26 protein-coding genes are annotated in these 22,444 nt (G+C 70.5%); 18 read left to right on the top strand and 8 right to left on the bottom strand.

From position 1 onward, the window contains the following. On the bottom strand, positions 1-1,069 hold a 1,069-nt coding region (locus tag CCR87_RS11300), incomplete at its 3' end, for an FAD-dependent oxidoreductase (RefSeq protein WP_201157626.1). Between the two features lie 208 nt (positions 1,070-1,277). Here CCR87_RS11300 and pgsA point away from each other — a divergent pair. From pgsA to CCR87_RS11285, 3 genes are read left to right on the top strand one after another with little or no spacing between them, the layout of a single operon-like run. Then, positions 1,278-1,937, top strand: a complete 660-nt coding sequence (pgsA, locus tag CCR87_RS11295) for a CDP-diacylglycerol--glycerol-3-phosphate 3-phosphatidyltransferase (protein ID WP_201157625.1) — start codon at positions 1,278-1,280, stop codon at positions 1,935-1,937. Continuing rightward, complete coding sequence (moaD, locus tag CCR87_RS11290; protein ID WP_201157624.1) at positions 1,934-2,185, top strand: molybdopterin converting factor subunit 1; 252 nt, start codon at positions 1,934-1,936, stop codon at positions 2,183-2,185. The genes pgsA and moaD overlap by 4 nt, the downstream gene beginning before the upstream one ends. Positions 2,186-2,190: 5 nt before the next feature. Further along, on the top strand, positions 2,191-2,628 hold the full coding sequence (locus tag CCR87_RS11285; RefSeq protein ID WP_201157623.1) for a molybdenum cofactor biosynthesis protein MoaE: 438 nt from the start codon (positions 2,191-2,193) through the stop codon (positions 2,626-2,628). 56 nt (positions 2,629-2,684) lie between these two features. On the opposite strand, the gene map is transcribed toward CCR87_RS11285, so the two are convergent. Then, entirely contained in the window at positions 2,685-3,587 is a 903-nt protein-coding gene (map, locus tag CCR87_RS11280) for a type I methionyl aminopeptidase (protein WP_201157622.1), read from the bottom strand. A 5-nt stretch (positions 3,588-3,592) separates the two neighbouring features. After that, positions 3,593-4,387, bottom strand: coding sequence for a DNA/RNA nuclease SfsA (gene sfsA, locus CCR87_RS11275; RefSeq protein WP_201157621.1), 795 nt, complete (start codon positions 4,385-4,387; stop codon positions 3,593-3,595). A gap of 101 nt (positions 4,388-4,488) precedes the next feature. On the opposite strand from sfsA, the gene CCR87_RS11270 reads away from it, so the two are divergent. Together CCR87_RS11270 and CCR87_RS11265 are read left to right on the top strand one after the other, a co-directional pair. Then, entirely contained in the window at positions 4,489-6,084 is a 1,596-nt protein-coding gene (locus CCR87_RS11270) for an FAD-dependent monooxygenase (protein WP_201157620.1), read from the top strand. Next, on the top strand, positions 6,081-6,287 hold the full coding sequence (locus CCR87_RS11265; RefSeq protein ID WP_201157619.1) for a DUF2783 domain-containing protein: 207 nt from the start codon (positions 6,081-6,083) through the stop codon (positions 6,285-6,287). Before CCR87_RS11270 ends, CCR87_RS11265 begins: the two co-directional genes overlap by 4 nt. A gap of 65 nt (positions 6,288-6,352) precedes the next feature. On the opposite strand, the gene hemN is transcribed toward CCR87_RS11265, so the two are convergent. Then, positions 6,353-7,708, bottom strand: a complete 1,356-nt coding sequence (gene hemN / locus CCR87_RS11260; RefSeq protein ID WP_201157618.1) for an oxygen-independent coproporphyrinogen III oxidase — start codon at positions 7,706-7,708, stop codon at positions 6,353-6,355. A gap of 52 nt (positions 7,709-7,760) precedes the next feature. Here hemN and fnrL point away from each other — a divergent pair, with 52 nt between their 5' ends. Next, complete coding sequence (gene fnrL / locus CCR87_RS11255) at positions 7,761-8,516, top strand: transcriptional regulator FnrL (RefSeq protein ID WP_201157628.1); 756 nt, start codon at positions 7,761-7,763, stop codon at positions 8,514-8,516. A 45-nt stretch (positions 8,517-8,561) separates the two neighbouring features. Here the strand turns inward: fnrL and CCR87_RS11250 are convergent, their stop codons facing one another. Next, entirely contained in the window at positions 8,562-9,401 is an 840-nt protein-coding gene (locus CCR87_RS11250; protein WP_201157617.1) for a universal stress protein, read from the bottom strand. 244 nt (positions 9,402-9,645) lie between these two features. On the opposite strand from CCR87_RS11250, the gene ccoN reads away from it, so the two are divergent. The 8 genes from ccoN (at position 9,646) to ccoS (ending at position 17,674) form a co-directional block, all read left to right on the top strand. Next, complete coding sequence (gene ccoN / locus CCR87_RS11245) at positions 9,646-11,247, top strand: cytochrome-c oxidase, cbb3-type subunit I (RefSeq protein ID WP_201157616.1); 1,602 nt, start codon at positions 9,646-9,648, stop codon at positions 11,245-11,247. A 16-nt stretch (positions 11,248-11,263) separates the two neighbouring features. After that, positions 11,264-11,989, top strand: a complete 726-nt coding sequence (ccoO, locus tag CCR87_RS11240; RefSeq protein ID WP_201157615.1) for a cytochrome-c oxidase, cbb3-type subunit II — start codon at positions 11,264-11,266, stop codon at positions 11,987-11,989. 10 nt (positions 11,990-11,999) lie between these two features. Continuing rightward, positions 12,000-12,218, top strand: a complete 219-nt coding sequence (locus CCR87_RS11235; RefSeq protein WP_201157614.1) for a cbb3-type cytochrome c oxidase subunit 3 — start codon at positions 12,000-12,002, stop codon at positions 12,216-12,218. A gap of 1 nt (position 12,219) precedes the next feature. Further along, a complete protein-coding gene (gene ccoP, locus CCR87_RS11230) occupies positions 12,220-13,221 on the top strand; it encodes a cytochrome-c oxidase, cbb3-type subunit III (protein ID WP_201157613.1) in 1,002 nt (333 codons plus the stop codon). 175 nt (positions 13,222-13,396) lie between these two features. Beyond that, positions 13,397-14,821, top strand: a complete 1,425-nt coding sequence (ccoG, locus tag CCR87_RS11225; protein ID WP_201157612.1) for a cytochrome c oxidase accessory protein CcoG — start codon at positions 13,397-13,399, stop codon at positions 14,819-14,821. Positions 14,822-14,824: 3 nt separating this feature from the next. Next, complete coding sequence (locus CCR87_RS11220; protein ID WP_201157611.1) at positions 14,825-15,304, top strand: FixH family protein; 480 nt, start codon at positions 14,825-14,827, stop codon at positions 15,302-15,304. A gap of 3 nt (positions 15,305-15,307) precedes the next feature. Continuing rightward, positions 15,308-17,488, top strand: a complete 2,181-nt coding sequence (locus CCR87_RS11215; protein ID WP_201157610.1) for a heavy metal translocating P-type ATPase — start codon at positions 15,308-15,310, stop codon at positions 17,486-17,488. Positions 17,489-17,506: 18 nt separating this feature from the next. Continuing rightward, a complete protein-coding gene (gene ccoS / locus CCR87_RS11210) occupies positions 17,507-17,674 on the top strand; it encodes a cbb3-type cytochrome oxidase assembly protein CcoS (protein WP_201157609.1) in 168 nt (55 codons plus the stop codon). Between the two features lie 7 nt (positions 17,675-17,681). On the opposite strand, the gene CCR87_RS11205 is transcribed toward ccoS, so the two are convergent. From CCR87_RS11205 to rlmB, 3 genes are all read right to left on the bottom strand, one after another. After that, a complete protein-coding gene (locus CCR87_RS11205; protein ID WP_201157608.1) occupies positions 17,682-18,146 on the bottom strand; it encodes a CoA-binding protein in 465 nt (154 codons plus the stop codon). Between the two features lie 268 nt (positions 18,147-18,414). Continuing rightward, positions 18,415-18,909, bottom strand: coding sequence for a YHS domain-containing (seleno)protein (locus tag CCR87_RS11200; RefSeq protein WP_201157607.1), 495 nt, complete (start codon positions 18,907-18,909; stop codon positions 18,415-18,417). Positions 18,910-18,994: 85 nt separating this feature from the next. Continuing rightward, on the bottom strand, positions 18,995-19,780 hold the full coding sequence (gene rlmB / locus CCR87_RS11195) for a 23S rRNA (guanosine(2251)-2'-O)-methyltransferase RlmB (protein ID WP_201157606.1): 786 nt from the start codon (positions 19,778-19,780) through the stop codon (positions 18,995-18,997). Positions 19,781-19,929: 149 nt separating this feature from the next. Here rlmB and CCR87_RS11190 point away from each other — a divergent pair, with 149 nt between their 5' ends. The 4 genes from CCR87_RS11190 to CCR87_RS11175 all read left to right on the top strand — a co-directional run. After that, on the top strand, positions 19,930-20,388 hold the full coding sequence (locus CCR87_RS11190) for a YtoQ family protein (RefSeq protein WP_201157605.1): 459 nt from the start codon (positions 19,930-19,932) through the stop codon (positions 20,386-20,388). A gap of 67 nt (positions 20,389-20,455) precedes the next feature. After that, positions 20,456-20,938, top strand: coding sequence for a PaaI family thioesterase (locus tag CCR87_RS11185; RefSeq protein WP_201157604.1), 483 nt, complete (start codon positions 20,456-20,458; stop codon positions 20,936-20,938). After that, positions 20,935-21,441: a PaaI family thioesterase gene (locus tag CCR87_RS11180; RefSeq protein WP_201157603.1), complete on the top strand. Its 507-nt coding sequence runs from the start codon at positions 20,935-20,937 to the stop codon at positions 21,439-21,441. The genes CCR87_RS11185 and CCR87_RS11180 overlap by 4 nt, the downstream gene beginning before the upstream one ends. Before the next feature lie 96 nt (positions 21,442-21,537). Then, a partial coding sequence (locus tag CCR87_RS11175) for an MATE family efflux transporter (RefSeq protein WP_338048916.1) occupies positions 21,538-22,444 on the top strand: 907 nt, incomplete at its 3' end.

The following is a 22,444-nucleotide window of genomic DNA, read 5'->3' as shown; positions in this document are numbered from 1 at the left end:
CCCACACCCGCCCCCACTTGTCGGCCACCGCGCCCTTGCCGCCCGTCGACACCAGCTTCAGGTAATCGCGCTGCGGCCGATAGGCGCGCATCCGGCCCGCGCCGCGCCCCTCGGACAGGGCGGCGCGCAGGTTGGCGGCCAGGATCGGCGACTCGCGCACCGCAAAGACCCCCGCCTTGGGCCGCGGCGCATGCGAGAGATGCGCGCAATCCCCGGCGGCAAAGATGGCGGGATCGGTGACGCTGCGCAGGTGGCGGTCCACGGTGATCGCGCCCTCGGTCAGGTGCAGGCCGGTGTCCGCCAGCCACCCCTGCGCCCGCGCCCCCGCCGCGCCCACCGTCAGCGCCGAGGGCACGCGGCGAGCGTCCTGCAGCACCACCGCGCCCGCCTCGATCCGCGCGGCACGCGCGCCGGTGATCAGTGCCACCCCCAGACGGTCCATATGCGCCAGCAGCCGCGAGCGCGCCTGCGCCGAGACGCCGGGCAGGGCCTGCGCGCCGGCCTCCAGAACCGTCACGCGCGCGGCGTCATGGCGCGCCATCCTGTGTGCCATGGCCAGTGCCAGTTCCACCCCGGCCACGCCGCCGCCGATCACCGCGACCTGCGGCGGCACACGCCCGGCGTCCAGCGCCTCCAGAAAGGCGCTCCAGCGGCTGGCATAGGCATCCAGCGGCTTGGCCGCCACCGCATGATCGACAAACCCCGGCAGCGCCGGCATGTCCGACGTGATGCCGATATCAAGCGCGGCCACGTCATAGGCCACCGGCGCCCCGTCGCGCAGATGCACCCGCCCCGCCGCCCGGTCGAGGCCCGTCGCACGGTCCAGGATCAGCCGTGCCCCGGCGTGGCGCGCAAGCCGCACCAGGTCGATCTCCAGCGCGGCGCGCGGGTAATGCCCGGCGATATGGCCCGGCAGCATGCCGGTATAGGGCGCGGTGGGCGCCGGGCTGATCAGGGTCAGCCGCGCCCCCGGCAGCGGCGCCATCCCCCAGGCGCGCAGCACCAGCGCATGGGCATGCCCGCCCCCGATCAGCACGAGGTCGCGGGTCAGGGGCAGGGGGGTGTGCATCGCGCGCTCCGGTCGGTTGGGGGTGGGGCGGGTGTGCCCGGCACCGCCGCCCGACGCAAGCGACGCATCGCCGCCCCGTGACGCCCCCATCCGGGCAGCGGCGCGGCGCGCGGATGCCCGGCGCGATGCGCGCGCAGGTTCCCGGCGCGGAGGATGGCGGGGCGAGATTCCGGTTTTCCGTCCCCCGTGCCTCGTCTAGACAGGAGGCATGCGGTGGACGATCCCCAATATCCTCACCACGCTCCGGCTGATCGCGGCGCCCGGGGTTGCGGTGATGTTTCTGTATTTCAACCGTCCCTGGGCGGATTGGCTGGCGCTCATGCTGTTTGCGGGCGCGGCGATCACCGACTGGTTCGACGGCTACCTCGCGCGGCTCTGGAACCAGGAAAGCCGCCTGGGCGCGATGCTCGATCCGATTGCGGACAAGGCGATGGTGGTGATCGCGCTTCTGGTCATCACCGGGTATTCCGGCATGGACCCGTGGTTGATCCTGCCGGCCACCGTGATCCTGTTCCGCGAGGTGTTCGTGTCCGGCCTGCGCGAGTTCCTGGGTGCCAAGGCGGGGTTGCTGACCGTCACCCGGCTGGCCAAGTGGAAGACCACCGCGCAGATGGTGGCGATTGGCGTGCTGTTCCTGGCCACCGGCCTCGATTATGCCCACCAGAGCCGGCTGGAGCTGGTGGGGGCCGACGGCCTGAACCGGCTGATGGCGCGCGACCGGGCGATCTGGGCCGAGGCGATGGGGGCGTGGTACGCCTACACCGCCGGGTTGGTGCTGATCTGGGTGGCCGCGGTGCTGACGCTGGCCACGGGGTGGGATTATTTCCGCAAGTCGCTGCCATACCTGAGGGACGAGGTGGGCCGATGAGCCTCGATGTGCTGTATTTCGCCTGGTTGCGCGAACGTGTGGGCCACGGCCGCGAGCGGGTGGAGACCTCGGCCGCCACCGTGCGCGACCTCGTGGCCGAGTTGTCGGCGCGCAGCGACGGGCACGCGGCGGCGTTTTCCGACCTTGCCGGGCTGCGCGTGGCGCTGGATCAGGATCTGGCGGAGTTCGACGCGCCGCTGGCCGGGGTGCGCGAGGTGGCGTTCTTTCCGCCCATGACCGGAGGCTGAACGGGGTGGAGGTCCGCGTCCAGCCCGACCCCTTCGACTTTGGCGCCGAATGCGGGGCCTTTGCGGCGGGCCGCAGCGACGCGGGCGCGGTGGTGACGTTTGCGGGCCTCGTGCGCGCCGACGGCGGGCTGTCGGCGCTGGAGATCGAGCATTACCCCGGCATGACCGAACGCGCGATCACCGCCATCGCGCAAGAGGCGACGCGGCGCTGGGATCTGCGCGGGTGCCTGGTGATCCACCGCCATGGTCGCCTCGCGGTGGGTGAGGCGATCATGATGGTCGCCACCGCCGCCCCGCACCGCGCCGACGCCTTTGCCGCGGCCGAGTTCCTGATGGATTACCTGAAGTCCCGCGCGCCGTTCTGGAAAAAGGAGATCGGCGCCGACGGCCCCCGCTGGGTCGCCGCCCGGGCCGAGGATGAGGCCGCGCTGACGCGCTGGTGAGCCCCTGACACCTGCTCCGCGATCGCCGCGGGCGGGGACCCCCGTCAGCCCCCCCGTCAGCCCTCTGTGGCGCCGGTGGGATGGAACCGCCCCGCGGGCGACAGGGTGAAGATCGCGCAGCCGTCGGCGGTGACGCCCAGCGAATGCTCGAACTGCGCCGACAGCGACTTGTCGCAGGTCACGGCGGTCCATTCGTCATCGAGGATCGTGGTCTCGGGGCGGCCCATGTTCACCATCGGCTCGATGGTGAAGAACATGCCCTCCTCCAGGACCGGGCCGGTCCCGGGGCGGCCATAGTGCAGCACGTTGGGCGGCGCATGGAACACCCGCCCCAGCCCATGGCCGCAGAAGTCGCGCACGACGCTCATGCCGCGGGATTCGACAAGTCGCTGGATGGCGGCGCCGATGTCGCCAAAGGTGTTTCCCGGGCGCACGGCGGCGATTCCGGCCATCAGCGCGTCATGGGTGACGTCGATCAGCCGCGGGGCACCGGCCTTGGGCTGTCCGGCCAGGTACATCCGGCTGGTGTCGCCGTACCAGCCATCCAGGATCACGGTCACGTCGATGTTCAGGATGTCGCCGTCCACCAGCCGGTCGTCGGGGCGGGCCTTGTCGTGGCCACGGTTGCGGGTTTCGCCCTTCCACATGGGAATCCGGGACCCCGGAATGCCGTGGCAGACGACATGGTTCACGCTGATGCACGACGCATGCCGGTAGCCGCGATACCCGATGGTGGCCGAGCGTGCCCCGGCATCGTCGATCATCCGCCGGATCGCGTCGTCCAGCGCCGCGGTGGTGGCGCCGGGGACGACCTGCGGGCCGATCGCATCGAGGATTTCGGCGGCCAGCCGGCCGGCCCGGTGCATCCCGGCGAAATCGTCGGGGTGATGCAGGGTGATGCCGTCGCGTGTGACGCGGCCGCGGGCGGTGTCCTCCACGGGGTTCTCCGATCGCTTCATGCGGGTCAGATACCCGAGCGAGGCCGGGTTGCAAAGACGCTTCGCCCATCATCGGGCGGTGCATCTGGCGCCTCCACGGGGATTTGAGTGCCGAGCGCCACGCCGCGCGGCGAAATGACCGTCCCATAGGCAAGGAACACCACCCCCGCGGCCCGGGCGCGCACCGCCGCGCGGGCATATCCGGGGTCGAGGTCGACGGCCAGCCGCACCCGGCTGCAATCGGTGCGTTGCACCAGATACAGCAGCACCGCCCGCCCGCCGTCGCGCACGACCTGCGCCAGCGCGTCCAGGTGGCGCGCGCCGCGTGCGGTGACGCAGTCGGGAAACTCGGCGGTGCCCGTGCCCGTGCCGGTGTCATTGTCGGGGTCGGTGTCGCGGCGCAGATGGACGTTCTTGACCTCCAGATGCAGGGGGCCGTCGGTCCCCTCCAGCAGGAAATCGACGCGGTTGCCGGTGCCATAGGCGACCTCGGGCCGGACGGTGCCATGGCCCGCCAGCGGGGCAATGCGGCCCGCGCGCAGCGCCTCGGCCACCACGCGGTTGGGCATCATCGCGTCGATCCCGGCCCAGTGGCCGCCCGGCAGTTCCACCAGCCGCCAGGCGAACGGAAGCTTGCGCTCGCGCCCCGATACCGGCTCCAGCCAGCAGCGCTGCCCCGGATCGCGCAGCCCCAGCATGGAGCCCGAGTTCGGGCAATGCGCCGTGACCGGGGTGCCGCAGCCCTCCAGCACCATGTCGGCGAGGAAGCGCTTGTGGCGCCGCACCAGGCGCGCGGGCACGAGGGGCGTTGCGAACTCCATCACGCCAGACTGCCCCGCCCCCGCGTCACAGCGCAAGCCCGCCCGGCGGTGCGCGTGGGGGGGCATTGACGGCGGCGAGGGGTTGCGAAAGGATCACACCCATGCAGCACGATGAAGATCCCATCCGTTACCCCTACCGGCGCGTGGCCGATCAGGACGCGTCCCATCCGGTGCGCCATCCGGTCGTGGTGGCGGGGGCCGGACTTGTGGGGCTGGTGACGGCGCTGGACCTTGCCGGGCGCGGGGTCCCGGTGGTGGTGCTGGACGCGGGCGAGGGGGTCAGCGCGGGATCGCGCGCGATGTGCTTTGCCCGCCGCTCGCTGGAGATCCTCGGCCGCCTGGGGTGCGCCGAGGCGGCGGTGGCGGCCGGCATCCCCTGGCACGCGGGGCGGGTGCACCACGGCCCCGACGTCATCTGCGGCGTGGAGCACGGCCCCGAGGCCGGCCAGCGCCGCCCGGCGTTCCTGAACCTGCCGCAGGCGCAGCTGGAGGCGATTCTGGTGGCCCGCCTGCGGGCGCTGGCCGATGCGGGCGCGCCGGTCAGCCTGCGCGGGGCCAACCGCATCATCGCCGTGGGCACCCACCCCGACCATGTCCGACTGGAGGTGGAGACCCCCGAGGGCCCCTACAGCCTGCATGCCGACTGGCTGGTGGCCTGTGACGGGGCGAACTCGTCGGTGCGTCGGATGATGGCGCTGGGCTTTCCGGGGCGCGGCTACGAGGATGCGTTCCTGATCGCCGATGTCGCCATGGACAGCGACGCCCCGGCCGAGCGCATGTTCTGGTTCGACCCGCCCTTCAACCCCGGCCGTTCGGCCTTGTTGCACCGCCAGCCGGGCAACCTGTGGCGCATCGACCTTCAGATCGGCGCCGATGCCGACGCGGCGGCCGAACTTGCGCCCGACCGCGTGCTGCCCCGGCTGCGGGCGATGCTGGGCGGACAGGCGCGGTTCACGGTCGAATCGCTGGCGATCTATCGCTTCCACTGCCGCCGGATGGAGCGGTTCGTGCACGGCCGGGTGCTGTTTGCGGGCGATGCCGCGCATCAGGTGTCGCCGTTCGGGGCGCGCGGGGCCAACAGCGGCATCCAGGACGCCGACAACCTGGGCTGGAAGCTGGCGGCGGTGATCGCGGGTGCTGCGCCCGAGCTTCTGGAAAGCTACAACTGGGAGCGTGGCCTCGCGGCCGAGGAGAACATCCAGGCCGCCGCCCGCGCGAGCGACTTCATCACCCCGCGCTCCGACGCCAGCCGGGCGTTCCGCGATGCGGTGCTGACGCTGGCCGGGCGCCACCCCTTTGCGCGCGAGATGGTCAATACCGGCCGCATGGCCGAGCCCTGCACCTATGACGACGGGCCGCTGAACGGGCCGGACGCGGCCGGGCTGCCGGGGCGCACGCGGCCCGGGGCGGCGGCGGTGGATGTCCCGTGCGCGGGGGGCTGGCTGCTCGACCGCCTGCCGCAGGGGTTTGCGCTGCTGGCCATCGACGCCGACGCGCCCGAGGCGGGCCTTCCGGTGCTGCGGCTCGGCTCGGCGGGCCATGGCGCGCTTGCGGCGGCGTGGACGGGCGCGGGTGGCGGGGTGGTGGCGCTGTTGCGCCCCGACGGGCATGTCGCCGCACGCTGGCACACCGCCGCCGGGACGCCCACGCCCGGCGACATCGCCGCCGCGCTGGCCACCGCCGGGGGGACATCATGAGCCGTATCGCCACAGCCCTGACCATCGCCGACCCGGAGGGGTTTTACGCCGAGCTTCTGGCCGTTCATGACGCGCTCTCGCCCGAGGCGAGTGCGGCGCTGAATGCCCGGCTGATCCTCCTGCTGGCCAATCAGGTGGGCGACCGCGCGGTCCTCAGCGAGGCACTCCAGGAGGCCGCGCGGGGCAGCGACACGGCCGGCTGATACCCCCTTCGGGCGCATGAAAAAGGGGGGGCGCGACGGCCCCCCCCTGGTCTGCCTGCGTGCGATCAGACGGCCGAGCTGTGACCGGCCTTGGACATCCCGTAGGCGTCGAACATCGCCGCGATCATGCGCGTCAGCGGGCGGCCTTCGGGCGGGATCGACAGGCTGTCCTCGGTCACGCGCACGAAATCGCCAAAGCGCTCCTTCGCCGGGGCATAAAGCTCGGCCATGCGGGCGGGGGTGACGCCGAAGGTCTCGATCATCTCGGCGGTGTCGATGCGGAAGTCGCACATCAGCGCCTCGATCATGCGGCGGCGCAGCAGGTCCTCGCCGACAAAGGCGTGGCCGCGGTGGGTCGGGAACTGCCCCTCCCGCACCGCCCGCGTATAGGCCGAGGTGGCCGAGACGTTCTGTGCATAGCCCTGCGGGAAGTAGCTGATCGACGATGCCCCCAGGCCCACCAGCACCGGCGCGGTGTCGTCGGTGTAGCCCTGGAAGTTGCGGCGCAGCTCGCCGGCCTTCAGCGCCACCGCCAACCCGTCGTCGGGGCGGGCGAAGTGGTCGATCCCGATCTCGTCATAGCCGTCCCACACGAACAGCCGCCGGGCGGTTTCATAGAGCTTCAGCCGCTCCTCGGGGGTGGGCAGGCTTTCGGACGGGATCATCTGCTGGCGCCGCGCCATCCACGGCACATGCGCATAGCCGTAAAGCGCCACCCGGTCCGGCCCCAGCGACAGCAGCTTCTGCACCGTGGACGCCAGCCGCTGCGAGGTCTGGTGCGGCAGGCCATAGAGGATGTCGGCGTTCAGGCTGCGGATGCCGCGGGCGCGCAGCGCCTCGACCACCGACTGGGTGATCTCGTAGCTTTGATCGCGGCCGATGGTTTCCTGGATCTCGGGGTCGAAATCCTGCACCCCGATGGAGGCGCGGTTCATCCCGGCCTCGGCCAGCGCGTCAAGGCGGGCCTCGTCGACCTCGTTGGGGTCGATCTCCACCGAGAACTCGGCGTCGGGGCCGAAGTCCACCACCTCGCGCACCTTGGCGGCCAGATCGCGCATCAGATCCGGCGACAGCAGCGTCGGCGTGCCCCCGCCCCAGTGCAGCCGCGACAGGCGCACGCCCGCCGGCAGGTTCTGTCCCAGCAGGTCCAGCTCGGCCTTGAGCGTCTCGACATAGGCCGCGACGGGGGCGTCGGTACTGGTGCCCTGGGTGCGGCAGGCGCAGAACCAGCAGAGCCTGCGGCAAAATGGCACATGCAGATACAGCGATATCTGCGCGCCTTCGGGGATGGCCCGGACCCACTCCAGAAACTGCGGGGCCTGAACGTCCTGCGAGAAATGTGGCGCCGTGGGATAGCTCGTGTAGCGCGGTACACGTGCGTCAAACAGGCCGAGACGGGTGAGTTGCGAGTCGATGGTCATTCGTCTACTCTGGTTTACACTTTGAATGTTCGCTTTGATGTGGATCAACCGGATGCCCAAGCCTTCGATCATCGAGGACAACCTGTCGTCGCAGGATTGCGCCGATTGCCCGATCCGGCACCGCGCGGTCTGCGCCCGGTGCGAGAGCGAGGAGATGGCGCTGCTGGAGGAGGTGAAGTACTACCGCACCTTCCAGGCGGGGCAGACGGTGATCTGGTCGGGCGACCGGATGGACTTCGTGGGCTCGGTGGTCACCGGCATCGCGTCGCTGACCCAGACGATGGAGGACGGGCGGCGCCAGATGGTGGGTCTTCTGCTGCCGTCGGACTTCATCGGCCGGCCGGGGCGGCAGACCGCGGCCTATGACGTCACCGCCATCAGCGATGTCGTCATGTGCTGTTTCCGCCGCAAGCCGTTCGAGGAGATGATGGTCCGTACCCCGCGCATCGCCCAGCGCCTGCTGGAGATGACGCTCGACGAACTCGATGCGGCGCGGGAATGGATGCTGCTTCTGGGCCGCAAGACCGCGCGGGAAAAGATCGCCAGCCTGATCGCCATCATCGGCCGCCGCGACGCGGAGCTGAAGCTGCGCAGCGCGGGCAACGACCTGACGTTCGATCTGCCGCTGACGCGCGAGGCGATGGCCGACTACCTCGGGCTGACGCTGGAGACGGTCAGCCGCCAGATCTCGGCGCTCAAGCGCGACGGGGTGATCCTGCTGGAGGGCAAGCGCCACGTCACCGTCCCCGATTTCGACCGCCTGCTGGAGGAGGCGGGCGACGATACCGATGGCGGCCTTCTGGTCTGAACGGCCCGCCGCCGGGCGGCGGGTGTGCGTCGGCGCGCCCATCGCTCAGTGCGCCATCAGGACCGGCACGCTGGCGATCTCCAGCATGTGCCGCGTGGCCCCGCCGAGGATCGCCTCGCGGAAGCGTGAATGGCCATAGGCCCCCATCACCAGCATGTCGGCGTCATGTTCGCGCGCATGGCGGCACAGCACGTCGGACACGCGCGGCAGGGTCTTGGCGATCACCGACACCTCGGCCCGCACGCCGTGGCGCGCCAGCATCTGGGTCAGCATGCCGCCGGGGTCGCTGCGCTCGGGGCCCTGGCTGGGGGGATCGACGATGACGATGTCGACCTGGTCGGCGGCCTTGAGCATCGGCAGCGCGCGACGGATCGCCGCCAGCGCCTCGTCGGACTGATTCCACGCCACCGCGATGCGTTTGCCCAGCGTGGCCGGCAGCCCGCCTTCGGGCAGCACCAGCACGGGGGCCTGGCCTTCGAACAGGGCGGCCTCCACCACCGCCTCGGCGTCGGGCGAGCGCCCCTCGCCATAGGGTTTGGGCTGGATCACCAGATCCGAGAATCGCGCCCGCAGCCCCACGAGGCTGGCCAGCCCGCCGATCTGCGCGACCGCCGATTCCGTGCCCCAGCGGATGTCCTCGCGCTCCAGCCGCTTGCGCACCGCAGCCTCCAGCGCCTCGGCCTCGGCGCGGGCGCGGTCGAGGGTCTCCTGGTAGATCATGGCGGGCGCACCGGCATAGAAGTACCCCGGCTGCGTGTGGTCGACGCCCAGGCAGCAGACGTCGAGATGCGCATCCCCGCGCCGTGCCAGCGAAATGCCCGCCTCCAGCGCGGGCGTGACCGTCGCGGGGTCGGTCACGAAGGTCATCAGCGACTTGTAAGCCATCGGGATCTCCGAAACTGTCAGGGCGCCGGCACCGGGCCGGAGCATGGGCAGGGCGTGCGGAGCCGGGTTCGGCCCGCGCGACATCATGACCTCTATCAGCAGGGGGCATGGGCGGTTTTGACCCAGATCAATGTGCGCGGGATGCCTGTATACGACTGAGGACCGAAGGCGGGCCGACACGATCGGCCCGAGGTCCGTGGAGGGACAGCCCGGGCCAGCCAACGCAGCGATGAAGGGATGCGGGATGGGGGAATTGTTGAAACTTGGCGGCCTGGGGGCGCTGATCCTTTATGCGGCCATCGGCACGGGCCTGGCGCGCGATCCGGCGTTCCTGGCGCATGCGCTGATCATCCTTGTGGTCGCCTCGGGGGTGTTCCTGTGGCAACTGCGCCGCTATGGCGAGCCTGCGCCGGTGCATGACGAGACCGTCTACATGGACGGCGTCGTGCGCGCGGGCGTGATCGCGACCGCCGTCTGGGGGATCGTGGGCTTCGCCGCCGGGACCTGGATCGCGTTCCAGCTGGCCTTTCCGCAGCTCAACTTCGAATGGGCGCAGGGGTATCTGAACTTCGGACGGCTGCGGCCGCTGCACACCTCGGCCGTCATCTTTGCCTTCGGGGGCAACGCGCTGATCGCCACGGCCTTCTATGTGGTGCAACGGACCAGTGCCGCGCGGCTGTGGGGGGGCAACCTCGCGTGGTTCGTGTTCTGGGGCTACCAGATCTTCATCGTGCTGGCGGCGGTGGGCTACATCCTCGGCTCCACCCAGAGCCAGGAATACGCCGAGCCGGAGTGGCTGGCCGACCTGTGGCTGACGGTGGTGTGGCTGGCGTTCCTGGCGGTGTTCGTGGGCACGCTGGTGAAGCGGCGCGAGAAGCATATCTACGTCGCCAACTGGTTCTACCTCGCCTTCATCATCACCGTGGCGATGCTGCATGTGGTCAACAACGTGGCCGTGCCGGTGTCGATCTGGGGCTCGCGCTCCATCCCGCTGTGGTCGGGCGTGCAATCGGCGATGGTGCAGTGGTGGTACGGCCACAACGCGGTCGGCTTCTTCCTGACCGCCGGGTTCCTGGGGATGATGTACTACTTCATCCCGAAGCAGGCCGAGCGTCCGGTCTACAGCTACAAGCTGTCGATCATCCACTTCTGGGCGCTGATCTTCCTGTATATCTGGGCCGGTCCGCACCACCTGCACTACACCGCGCTGCCGGACTGGGCGCAGACGCTGGGGATGACCTTCTCCATCATGCTGTGGATGCCCAGCTGGGGCGGCATGATCAACGGGCTGATGACGCTGTCGGGGGCCTGGGACAAGCTGCGCACCGATCCGGTAATCCGGATGATGGTGGTGTCGGTGGGGTTCTACGGCATGGCCACCTTCGAGGGGCCGATGATGTCGATCAAGACCGTCAACGCGCTGAGCCACTACACCGACTGGACCATCGGCCATGTGCACTCCGGTGCGCTGGGCTGGAACGGGATGATCACCTTCGGGGCGCTCTACTACCTCGTGCCCAAGCTTTGGCAGCGTGAGGGGCTGTATTCCCTGCGGCTGGTGAGCTGGCACTTCTGGCTCGCGACGATCGGGATCGTGCTCTACGCCGCCTCGATGTGGGTGACCGGCATCATGGAGGGCCTGATGTGGCGCGAGGTCGACTCGCAGGGCTTCCTCGTGAACTCCTTCGCCGACACCGTGGCCGCCAAGTTCCCGATGTATGTCGTGCGGGGCCTGGGGGGCGTGCTGTTCCTGCTGGGGGCCGTCATCATGTGCTACAACCTGTGGAAGACCGTGACGTCCGTGGAGGTCAAGCGCCCCGCGACGGCCCCGGTCGCCGCCGAATAAGGGAGGGCCGCGACCCATGGGCATTCTTGACCAACACAAGAAGATCGAAACCAACGTCACGCTGCTGCTGGTGCTCAGCTTCCTCGTGGTCAGCATCGGGGGGATGGTGCAGATCGTGCCGCTGTTCTACCTCGAGAACACCATCGAGGAGGTGGAGGGGGTGCGCCCCTACTCGCCGCTCGAACTGACCGGCCGCGAGATCTACATCCGGGAGGGGTGCTATGTCTGCCACTCCCAGATGATCCGCCCCATGCGCGACGAGGTGGAGCGGTATGGCCACTACAGCCTCGCTGCGGAATCGATGTACGACCACCCGTTCCAGTGGGGCTCCAAGCGCACCGGGCCGGATCTGGCACGGGTCGGCGGGCGGTATTCGGACGACTGGCATGTGCAGCACATGATCGCGCCCAAGTCGGTGGTGCCGGAATCCATCATGCCGTCCTATGCGCATCTGATGAACCGCGAGATCGACGGGCAGTACATCATGGACCTGCTGCGCGCGCAGCGGCGGGTCGGTGTGCCCTATACCGACGTGATGATGGAGAACGCCCGCGCCGACTTCCTCGCGCAGGCCAACCCCGACGCCGACCACTCCGGCCTGCTGGAGCGCTATCCCGGCGCCGTCACGCGCAACTTCGACGGCCAGCCGCAGCTGACCGAGATGGATGCGATCATCGCCTACATGCAGATGCTCGGGACGCTGGTGGACTTCTCCACCTTCGTGCCCGACGCCAGCCGCTGAGGAGGCCGCAATGGAAACCTATACCGCCCTGCGCGCATTCGCCGACAGCTGGCATCTGCTGTTCATGTTCCTGTTCTTCATCGGGATGGTGCTGTTCATCTTTCGCCCCGGCAGCCGCAAGCTGCATGACGAAAGCGCCAACATGATCTTCCGCAACGACGACCGCCCCGGCGGATCCTCCGACGACGAGGATCGCCCCCGTGGCCGCAAAGAGAGCGAGGCGCGCTGAGATGGCCGGTGACGACAAGAAACCCGATCCGAACGGCACCGTCCCCGAGGGCGGCCCGCGCCCTCCGGTGGAGGCGCGCACCGAGGAGAACCTGGTCAGCCCGCCGTCGCGCCACTATCCCGAAACCGGGCCCGAGCTGCGCCGCAGCGCCAGGGCCGACCCGCCCACCACCGGGCACAGCTGGGACGGGATCGAGGAATACGACAACCCGATGCCGCGCTGGTGGCTGTGGACCTTCTACATCTGCATCGCCTGGGCGGTGATCTACATGCTGCTGTATCCGGCCTGGCCGCTGGTCTCCAAGGCAACGCCGGGGTTGCTGGGCTACTCCACCCGCGCCGAGGTGGTGCGCGAGATGCAGGACTTCGAGGCCCGCAACGAGGTCTGGTTCCAGCGCCTGGTGGAGACCGAGGTCGCCTCCCTGCGCGAGGATACCGAGCTGGAGCGCTTTGCCGTGCAGGCGGGCCGGGCGGTGTTCGCCGCGCAGTGCTCGCAGTGCCACGGGGCGGGTGCGCAGGGCGTGCAGGCGGGGGGCTTTCCGTCGCTGCTCAACGATGCGTGGCTGTGGGGCGGGACGCTGGAGGACATCCACCAGACCATCAGCCACGGCATCCGCAACGAGGACGATCCCGACGCGCGCTGGTCCGAAATGCCGGCCTTCGGCGTGGACGGCCTGCTGAGCGACGAGGAAATCGACCAGGTGGTGGAGTACGTCCGCGCGATGTCCGGCCAGAGCCATGACGCGGCCCTGGCCGAGCCGGGCGCCGAGGTGTTCGAGTGGAACTGCGCCGCGTGCCACATGGACGACGGCTCGGGCAACACCGACCTGGGGGCGCCTGCGCTCAACAACCAGATCTGGCTCTATGGCGGGGACCGCGACACGCTGCGCCACACCATCGTCTACAGCCGCTTCGGCGTGATGCCCGCCTTTACCCAGCGCCTGCGCGAGGCCGAGATCCGCGCGGTGGCCGTTTATGTCCACCAGCTGGGTGGCGGTCAGTGACACCCCGGGACCGGGCGCCACGGTGCCCGGTCCCCCCCCTGCGACGAAATGATGCATTTCGCGCCCATCTTTTTGACGCACGTCAAGGCAGGCCTGAGGTGACAGGGCCACGGTGACGGGGCAGACCCCGCGACCGCCGCCTAGCCGATGGCCGCCCCCGTACGGAGACCCCGCCTTGAGCACCCCATCCGAGCCGCAACTCTATGCCGCGCGCGAGCCGATCTTTCCGCGCCGCGTGCAGGGCCGCTTTCGCAACCTGAAATGGGGGCTGATGGCGGTGATGCTTGGCATCTACTACATCACTCCCTGGATCCGCTGGGATCGTGGCCCGGCGATGCCCGACCAGGCCGTCCTGGTGGACCTTGCCAACCGTCGGTTCTTCTTCTTCTTCATCGAGATCTGGCCGCACGAATTCTATTTCGTCGCAGGTCTTCTGATCATGGCGGGGCTGGGGCTGTTCCTGTTCACCTCGGCGCTGGGGCGGGTGTGGTGCGGCTATGCCTGCCCGCAGACGGTCTGGACGGATCTGTTCATCACGGTGGAGCGCTGGCTGGAGGGCGACCGCAACGCCCGCGTGCGGCTGTGGAAGGCGCCGTGGGGGCTGCACAAGGCGCGCGTCTATCTGACCAAGTGGACGGTCTGGCTCCTGATCGCGCTGGCCACCGGCGGTGCGTGGGTGTTCTATTTCACCGATGCGCCGACGCTGCTGCGCGACCTCTTTGCCCTGAATGCGCATCCGGTGGCGTGGATCACCATCGCGATCCTGACCGCCACCACATTCTTCTTCGGCGGGTTCTTCCGCGAACAGATCTGCATCTATGCCTGCCCCTGGCCGCGCATCCAGGCCGCGATGATGGACGAGGACACCCTCACCATCGCCTATCGCGACTGGCGCGGAGAGCCGCGCGGCAAGCTGCGCAAGGGCGAGATCGCTCCGGGGCAGGGCGACTGCATCGACTGCATGGCCTGCGTCAACGTCTGCCCCATGGGCATCGACATCCGCAACGGCCAGCAGATGGAGTGCATCACCTGCGGGCTGTGCATCGATGCCTGCGACGAGGTCATGGACCGCATCGGCAAGCCGCGCGGCCTGGTCAGCTACATCGCATTGTCCGACGAGATTCACGAGAAGACGGGCAAGCCCGCGATTTCCGTCTGGCGCCACGTGTTCCGGCCGCGCACGGTGATGTATTCCGTGCTGTGGGGGGGTGTGGGCATCGGGCTGGTTGCGCTGCTGCTGGTGCGCACCGATCTCGACATGTCGGTGGCGCAGGTGCGCAACCCCATCAACGTGGTGATGTCCGACGGCGCGGTGCGCAACGCCTACGAGGTGCGCCTGCGCAACATGCACGGAGAGCCGCGCGCCTTTACCCTGTCGGTGGAGGCGGACGTGCCGGTGGATCTGGTGCTGGAGGGGATCGACGGCCCGACCGTGACCGTGGCCGCCGACGCGTTGCTGAACCAGCGCGTCTATCTGATCGCGCCGCCGGGCAGCCCGGCCGCCAGCGCGCAGCGCACCGACCTGACGCTGCGCGCGGTCGAAGGCACCAGCGGTCAGGTGATCACGACCGACACACTGTTCAACGGACGGGGGAACTGATCCATGGCCGATGACACACGCAAGGGCGCCAAGCCCCTGACGGGGCGCAAGGTGCTGGCCATTGCGGTGGGGGCGTTCGCCGTCATCCTGACGGCCAACCTGTTGCTTGCGTTCAACGCGGTGCGCAGCTTTCCGGGGCTGGAGGTCGACAACAGCTATGTCGCCAGCCAGACCTTCAACGAGGACCTCGCCGAGCAGCTCAGCCTCGGCTGGGAGGTGCGCGCGGCGGTCCAGGGCGATACGCTGGTGCTGTCGTTCACCGACGCCGACGGGCGGCCGGTGGATGTGGCGACGCTGGACGCCACGTTGGGTCGCGCCACCCATGTGCGCGACGACCAGCGCCCCGATTTCGCCTATCACCGCGGCACCTTCACCGCGCCGGTGGACCTCGCGCCCGGCAACTGGAACATCCGCCTGGAGGCGACCGCCCCGGACGGCACCCCGTTTCGCCAGCGCGTCGTGCTGCGCGTGGCCGAGGGCTGAGGCATGACCGAAGCGCTGCGCCCGCCCCCCTCGGGCTGCCCGGCCTGCGCCGTGGCCCCGGCCGCCGAGCAGGCGGCCCGGGTCGACACCGGCGCGCGGCTGCTGCTGTCGCTGCCCACGATCCATTGCGCGGGTTGCATCTCGGCGGTGGAGCGGGGCCTTGCGGCGCATCCCGGCGTGCGCTCGGCGCGGGTGAACCTGACGCTCAAGCGGGTCAGCGTGGACGCCGATCCGCAGGTGACGGCGGCGGACATTGCAGCCGCGCTCGACCGGCTGGGGTTCGAGGCGCACGAGCTCGACGCGGGTCTGCTGTCGCAGACCGAGACCGACCGTCAGGGGCGCGACCTGCTGATGCGCCTCGGCGTCGCGGGCTTTGCGCTGATGAACATCATGCTGCTGTCGGTCGGCGTGTGGTCGGGGGCGGACGGCGCCACGCGCGATCTGTTCCACATGATCTCCGGTGCCATTGCGCTGCCGACGATCGCCTTTGCCGGCCAGCCGTTCTTTCGCGGTGCGTGGTCGGCGCTGCGGGGCGGGCGGCTGGGGATGGATGTGCCGATTTCGCTGGGGATCGTGCTGGCCGCCGCGATCTCGGTCTATGAGACGTTCAATTCCGGCGCGCACGCCTATTTCGACGCGGCGGTGATGCTGACGTTCTTCCTGCTGGTGGGGCGGTATCTGGACCACCGCGCGCGTGCGCTGGCGCGCTCGGCCGCGCAGGAGCTGGCGGCGCTGGAGGTGCCCCGCGCGCTGCGCCTGCGCGACGGGACCGAAGAGACGGTGGCGATTTCCGCCCTTGCGGTGGGCGATCTGGTGCGGGTGCGCCCCGGAGGCCGGGTGCCGGTCGATGGTGTCGTGACCGAGGGCCGCTCCGAGGTGGACCGCTCGCTTCTGACCGGCGAGACGCTGCCGGTGGTCACCGCACCCGGCGCGCAGCTGAGCGCGGGCGAGGTCAACCTGACCGGGCCGCTGACGGTGCGGGTGACGGCGGCGGGGCGTGACAGCTCGCTGCACCGGATGGCGGATCTGGTGGCGGCGGCCGAATCGGCGCGGACGCGCTACACCACGCTGGCCGACCGGGCCGCGCGGGCGTACGCGCCCACGATCCCGCTGTTGTCGCTGGGGGCGTTCTTCGTCTGGATGTGGATTTCGGGGGGTGACCTGCGGTTGTCGATCAATGTGGCCATCGCCACGCTGATCATCACCTGCCCCTGTGCGCTGGGCCTTGCGGTGCCGGCGGTGGTGACGGCGGCCAGCGGCCGGCTGTTCCGCAAGGGGCTTCTGATCAAGGACGGCACCGCGCTGGAACGCCTGGCCGAGGTCGACACGGTGGTGTTCGACAAGACCGGCACGCTGACGATGGGCACCCCGGTGCCCGACAACCTCGATGCCCACCCCGAGGACGCGCTGCGCGTGGCGCTGGCACTGGCCGATGGATCGTCGCATCCGCTGGCGCGTGCGCTGGCCGGGGCGCTGCGGGCCCGCGGCCTGACGCCCGCCGCCATCGAGGATCCGCGCGAGGCGCCGGGCTATGGCGTGCAGGGGCTCTGGCAGGGCCAGGAGGTCCGGCTGGGCCGCGCGGGCTGGGTCGGCGCCACCCATGCCGCCACCACCGGCGCGTATCTGAGCCTGGGGGAGGCGACGCACAGCTTCACCTTTACCGACGCGCTGCGCCCCGGGGCCGAGGATGTGGTCGCCGCGCTGAAGGCGCAGGGCAAGGCGGTCTGGCTGATCTCGGGCGATGTCGCGCCTGCGGTGGCGGCGATGGCGGCACGGCTGGGCATCGCGCATTGGCAGGCCGGCGCCCTGCCGCAGGACAAGGCCGCCCGGATCGCCGCGCTTCAGGCCGACGGCCACAAGGTGCTGATGGTGGGCGACGGGCTGAACGATACCGTGGCGCTGTCGGCGGCGCATGTGTCGATCTCGCCCGCCTCGGCGCTGGATGCGGCGCGGGCGGCGTCGGACATGGTGCTGCTGGGGCGCGACATCGGGCCGATCGCCGATGCGGTGCGCACGGCGCGTGTGTCGGTCCGCCGCATCCGCGAGAATTTCTGGCAGTCGGGCCTTTACAACGCGGTGTTCGTGCCGCTGGCGCTGCTGGGGCTGTGCACGCCGCTGTGGGCGGCGGTGGCGATGTCGCTCAGCTCCATCACCGTATCGCTCAATGCGCTGCGGCTGAAGTAACATGAAAGGAGCCGCCGCATGGACGTGCTCGCCATCCTGATCCCGGTCACGCTGTTTCTGGGGCTTCTGGGCCTCGGGGCGTTCTTCTGGACGCTGCGCAAGGGCCAGTACGAGGACCCCGAGGGGGACGCGCGCCGCATCCTCAACGACGATTACGACGACCGCCCCAAGCGCGACGACGAGTGAGCGCGGCTCATAGCCGCGACGAGATCACGCCGGTGGCAAAGCCGCCTTTGCGCAGTTCCCCGAACAGGCGCTGGTGTTCGATCTTGGGGCATCGGTCCATGACGACATCCCGACCGCGGGCCTCGGCCTCGGCGCGGGCGGTGTCGTTGATGACGCCGATCTGCATCCACACCGTGCGCAGGGCCGGCAGGCGGGCCAGCGCCTCGGTCACGATGGGCCCGACGGCCTCTGAACGGCGGAAGATGTCGAGCATGTCGGTCTCGGGCGGGCACTCCGCGAGGGTCGCGCGGACGGTTTCGCCGAACAATTCGGTTCCGGCGTGGCCGGGGTTCACCGGGATCACGCGGTAGCCCCGCCGCGACAGGTAGCGCCCGACATAATGCGACGGGCGCACCGGATCGGGCGAAACGCCGACAATGGCGATGACCCGCGTGCGCCGCAGGATGTCCCGGATCTGTGCGTCGCTGTGCATGCGCCCCCCGCTGCCGCACCCCACGATGGCGTCGTGTGACCACGTCACACCCCACGTTAGCGTCGTGTGACCACGCCACGCCTCACGTTAGCGTCGTGTCACCACGCCGCAAGGCCCATAAAAAAGCGCCCGACCCGCGGGCCAGGCGCCAGTTACGGAACGAGGGACAGTGAAGAGAAACGCGTCTGTTCCAAAACCGCGTCTCATACAGAAGGTAGGTGTCCCTGCGAGGACCGGAAGGGAGAGTAGCGCAGCTGTGAAGCGCGCGTCACTGGCGGCCCGCCCGTGCGGCGGACCAGCGCGCGCGTGCCTGCGCCAGCAACTCCTGCGGGGCCTCGCGCAGGCGGTGCGCCGCGCCGTCTCCGGCCAACAGGAACAGGCGCTGTTCGTGGATGATCCAATGGCGCGGATCGCCGGGGCGGGGGGCGCCTTCGGCCACCGACACCGGGCAATGCCCGCCAAAGGCCGGGGCAAAGGCCTTGGGGTTGGCCTCGAATGCCGCGCGGTGGGCGGGGGTGGCGAAATGCCAGCGCACGCCGCGCCACCGCAGCGCGATTGCCGGATCGCCGGGGACCGCGGTGCCGTCGTTGAAGAACGCCACCGGGTCGTGACCGCCGACGGCCACGCCGCCCTCGGCCGCGTGGCGGTCGGGGCGTTCGGCCGTTGCGGGCACCGCCCATGCGAGGCATGCCGCCACCGCCAGCAGCCGCAGGATCGGGCCGGGCGCCGGCGTGGGCGCGGTCAGGGGGCGTGAACCGGTCATCCGCACAAGGTGGCCCAGACCGCGCCCCGGCGAAAGGCCCCGCGCGCAGGCGTGATCGCGCGTGCGCGCCCCGTGTGGTGCCCCTTCAGCCGCGCCGCGCCGCATAGAGCGCCACCGCCGCCGCGTTGGAGACATTGAGCGATCCGAACGCCCCCGCAGGCGCGATGCGCACCAGATGATCACAGGTCGCGCGGGTCCCCTCGCGCAGGCCGGGGCCTTCGGCGCCCAGGACCAGCGCCACGGCGGCGCCCGGCCCGGACTGTGCCAGCGCGGCCTCGATCGTCATCTCGGCGTCGCCATCGAGGCCCAGCAGCACATACCCCAGATCGCGCAGCGTCCCCATCGCCTGGGCCAGGTTGCGCACCCGCAGATAGGGTTGGCGTTCCAGCGCGCCGCTGGCGGTCTTGGCCAGGGCGCCGGTCTCGGGGGCGGCGTGGCGTGCGGGCGCGATGACCGCGCAGGCGCCGAACACCTCGGCCGAGCGCAGGACGGCGCCGGCGTTGTGCGGATCGCTGACGCGGTCGAGCAGCACCACCAGCGGGGCCGGGCCGTCGCCCTGCGGGACGCACACCTCCTCCAGCGGGCCCCAGTCGAGCGGGCGCACCTCCAGCGCCGCGCCCTGGTGGACCGAGCCGGGATCGAGTGGGGCGGGGAACTTGCGGGCATCCGCGATCTCGGGGGTGATGCCGGCGGCGGCGATGGCGTCGGCGAGCTTGTCGGCGGCGTTCTGCGTCACGATCAGGCGCAGCCGGTCGCGCGCGGGGTTCATCAGCGCATCGCGCACCGCGTGCAGGCCGAACAGCCACACTGTCGCCTGTGCCGCCGCGCGACGGTCGCGTTCCTTGTCGATGACCCAGGCGGGTTTGCGCATCTGCCGTCTCCTGCGGGGCCACGGGGGCCGGTTGCGCCGCACCTTGGCCGCGCCGCGGCCCCGGCGCAAGGCTGTGGCGGGGTTGCGGGTGGGGCGGGCAGGGCGCTAACTGTCGCCAGAGGCCCGCGGGCCGGCGAAGGAGGGATGCGATGACGCTGAAGGTCTATCTGTCGGGCGAGATCCACACCGACTGGCGCGAGCGGATCACCGAGGGCGCGGGCGATCTGGATGTGACGTTCAGCGGCCCTGTCACCGACCATGCCGCCAGCGACGATTGCGGCGTGGCGATCCTGGGGGCCGAGGCCGACAAGTACTGGCACGACCACAAGGGCGCGATGGTCAACGCCATCCGCACCCGCAAGGGGCTGATGGAGGCCGATGTCGTGGTCGTGCGCTTTGGCGAGAAGTACAAGCAGTGGAACGCGGCGTTCGACGCGGGCTATGCGGCCGCGCTGGGCAAGTCGCTGATCGTGCTGCACGGGGCGGAGCATGCCCACGCCCTCAAGGAGGTCGACGCGGCCGCGCTGGCGGTGGCGTCAGAGCCCGAACAGGTGGTGGCGATCCTGCGGTATGTGCTGAGCGGTCGTCTGCCGGCGGGCGCGGACTGAAGCGCGCAGGGCTGAGGCGCGCAGGACGGGCAACGGTTCGCAACACGGACGGCAAGGGGACAGGGTCATGGCGCAATCGCAGGACGGCGACGGACCGCCGACGCTGGCGGGGGGGCTGGGTGCGGCCGGGATCGAGGCCGCACGCCGCTTCATCGAGAGGGTGCCGCATGGCCGGGCGCTGGGCATCACGCTGGACCGGGTGGGCGAGGGCTGGGCCGAGCTGTCGATGGGCTGGGACGCGCGGTTCGTGGGCGATCCGCGCACCGGGGTGATCCATGGCGGCGCGGTGTCGGCGCTGATGGACACCTGTTGCGGCACTGCGGTGCTGTCGCTGCCGGAGGCGGCGGGCACCGCCACCATCGATCTGCGCATCGACTACATGCGCCCGGCCACCCCGCGCGAGCGGATCACCGCGCGGGCGGAATGCTACCATGTCACGCGCTCGGTGGTGTTCGTGCGCGCCACGGCGTGTGACGCCGACGCCGACCGCCCGGTGGCGATGGCCACCGGCACCTTCACGCTGGAGCGTGCCGCCGGAGCGCCCGCATGAGCCGCCGCCCCGAACCCGTGCAGGTCGTCAAGCAGCGCCGCGATGCGGTGCTGGCGGCGCTGGTGGCGGGGGTGCCCTATATCGGGTTCCTCGGCATCGGATTTGATCGCCGCGGCGACGAGTTGACGGGGGTGCTGCCGTTCACCGACAGCCTGATCGGCAATCCGATCCTGCCGGCGATCCACGGCGGCGTGACGGCGGCGTTCCTGGAGGTCACGGCGATCATCGAGCTGTCGTGGTCGCTTTTGTGGGACGAAATGGAGAGCGGTCGGCTGGACCCCGCCGGGCTGACGCCCGAGACGCTGCCGCGTCTGCCCAAGACGATCGGGTTCACGGTGGACTACCTGCGCTCGGGGTTGCCGCGCGATGCCTATGCGCGGGCGCGGGTGACACGCTCGGGGCGGCGCTACGCGAGCGTGCAGGTGGAGGCGTGGCAGGACAACCGCGCGCGCCCCTTTGCCCAGGCGAACGGGCGTTTCGTGATGCCGGTGCACGAGCGGTGAGGGCGCACGCCCCGGCCCGCGCCCTCCGCCCGCGGCGCGGTCGCAGGGGCGGAGGCCTCCGGCGAGATCACCCACGGCCGCGTCTTGCGCATTGCCGTGCCGATCGTGCTGGCCAATGCCACAATCCCGATCCTGGGGTTGGTGGACACCGGCGTGGTGGGCCAGATGGGCGAGGCCGCCCCCATCGGGGCCGTTGGCGTGGGCGCGGTGGTGCTGGCGGCGGTCTACTGGATCTTCGGGTTCCTGCGGATGGGCACCACCGGGCTGGTGGCGCAGGCCGCAGGCGCGCGCGATCCGGCCGAGACGGGTGCGATCCTGACGCGGGCGCTGATGATCGCGGGGCTGGCGGGGATCACGCTGATTGCATTGCAGGGGCCGCTGGCGTGGGCGGCGTTCCGGCTGGCCCCGGCGTCCGATGCGGTGGAGGGGCTGGCCCGCGCGTATCTGGAGATCCGCATCTGGGGGGCGCCCGCGACCATTGCGCTTTATGCGGTCACCGGCTGGTTGATCGCGACCGAGCGGACGCGCGGGGTTCTGGGCCTGCAGCTTTGGATCAACGGTCTGAACATCGGGCTGGATCTGTGGTTCGTGCTGGGCCTGGGCTGGGGCGTGCAGGGGGTGGCGGCGGCCACGCTGGTGGCCGAGTGGACGGGGCTGGTCCTGGGTCTGTGGCTGTGCCGGGCGGCCTTTGCGGGGGCGGCGTGGCGCGACTGGGCGCGGGTGCTGGACCCGGTGCGGCTGCGGCGGATGGTGGCGGTGAACACCGACATCATGATCCGCTCGGTGCTGTTGCAGGGCAGCATCGTGAGCTTCGTGTTCATGGGCGCGGGGTTTGGCGATGTGGCGCTGGCGGCCAACCAGGTGCTGTTGCAGTTCCTGCATGTGGCGGCCTATGCGCTGGACGGGTTCGCCTTTGCGGCCGAGGCGCTGGTCGGGCAGGCGGTGGGCGCGGGCCAGGTGGCGCGGCTGCGCCGGGCCGGGCGGCTGGCCAGCCTGTGGGGGC

The organism is Rhodobaculum claviforme (genome assembly GCF_016653255.1).
Taxonomy (GTDB): domain Bacteria; phylum Pseudomonadota; class Alphaproteobacteria; order Rhodobacterales; family Rhodobacteraceae; genus Rhodobaculum; species Rhodobaculum claviforme.
This window is presented reverse-complemented; position numbering and strand designations above follow the sequence as displayed.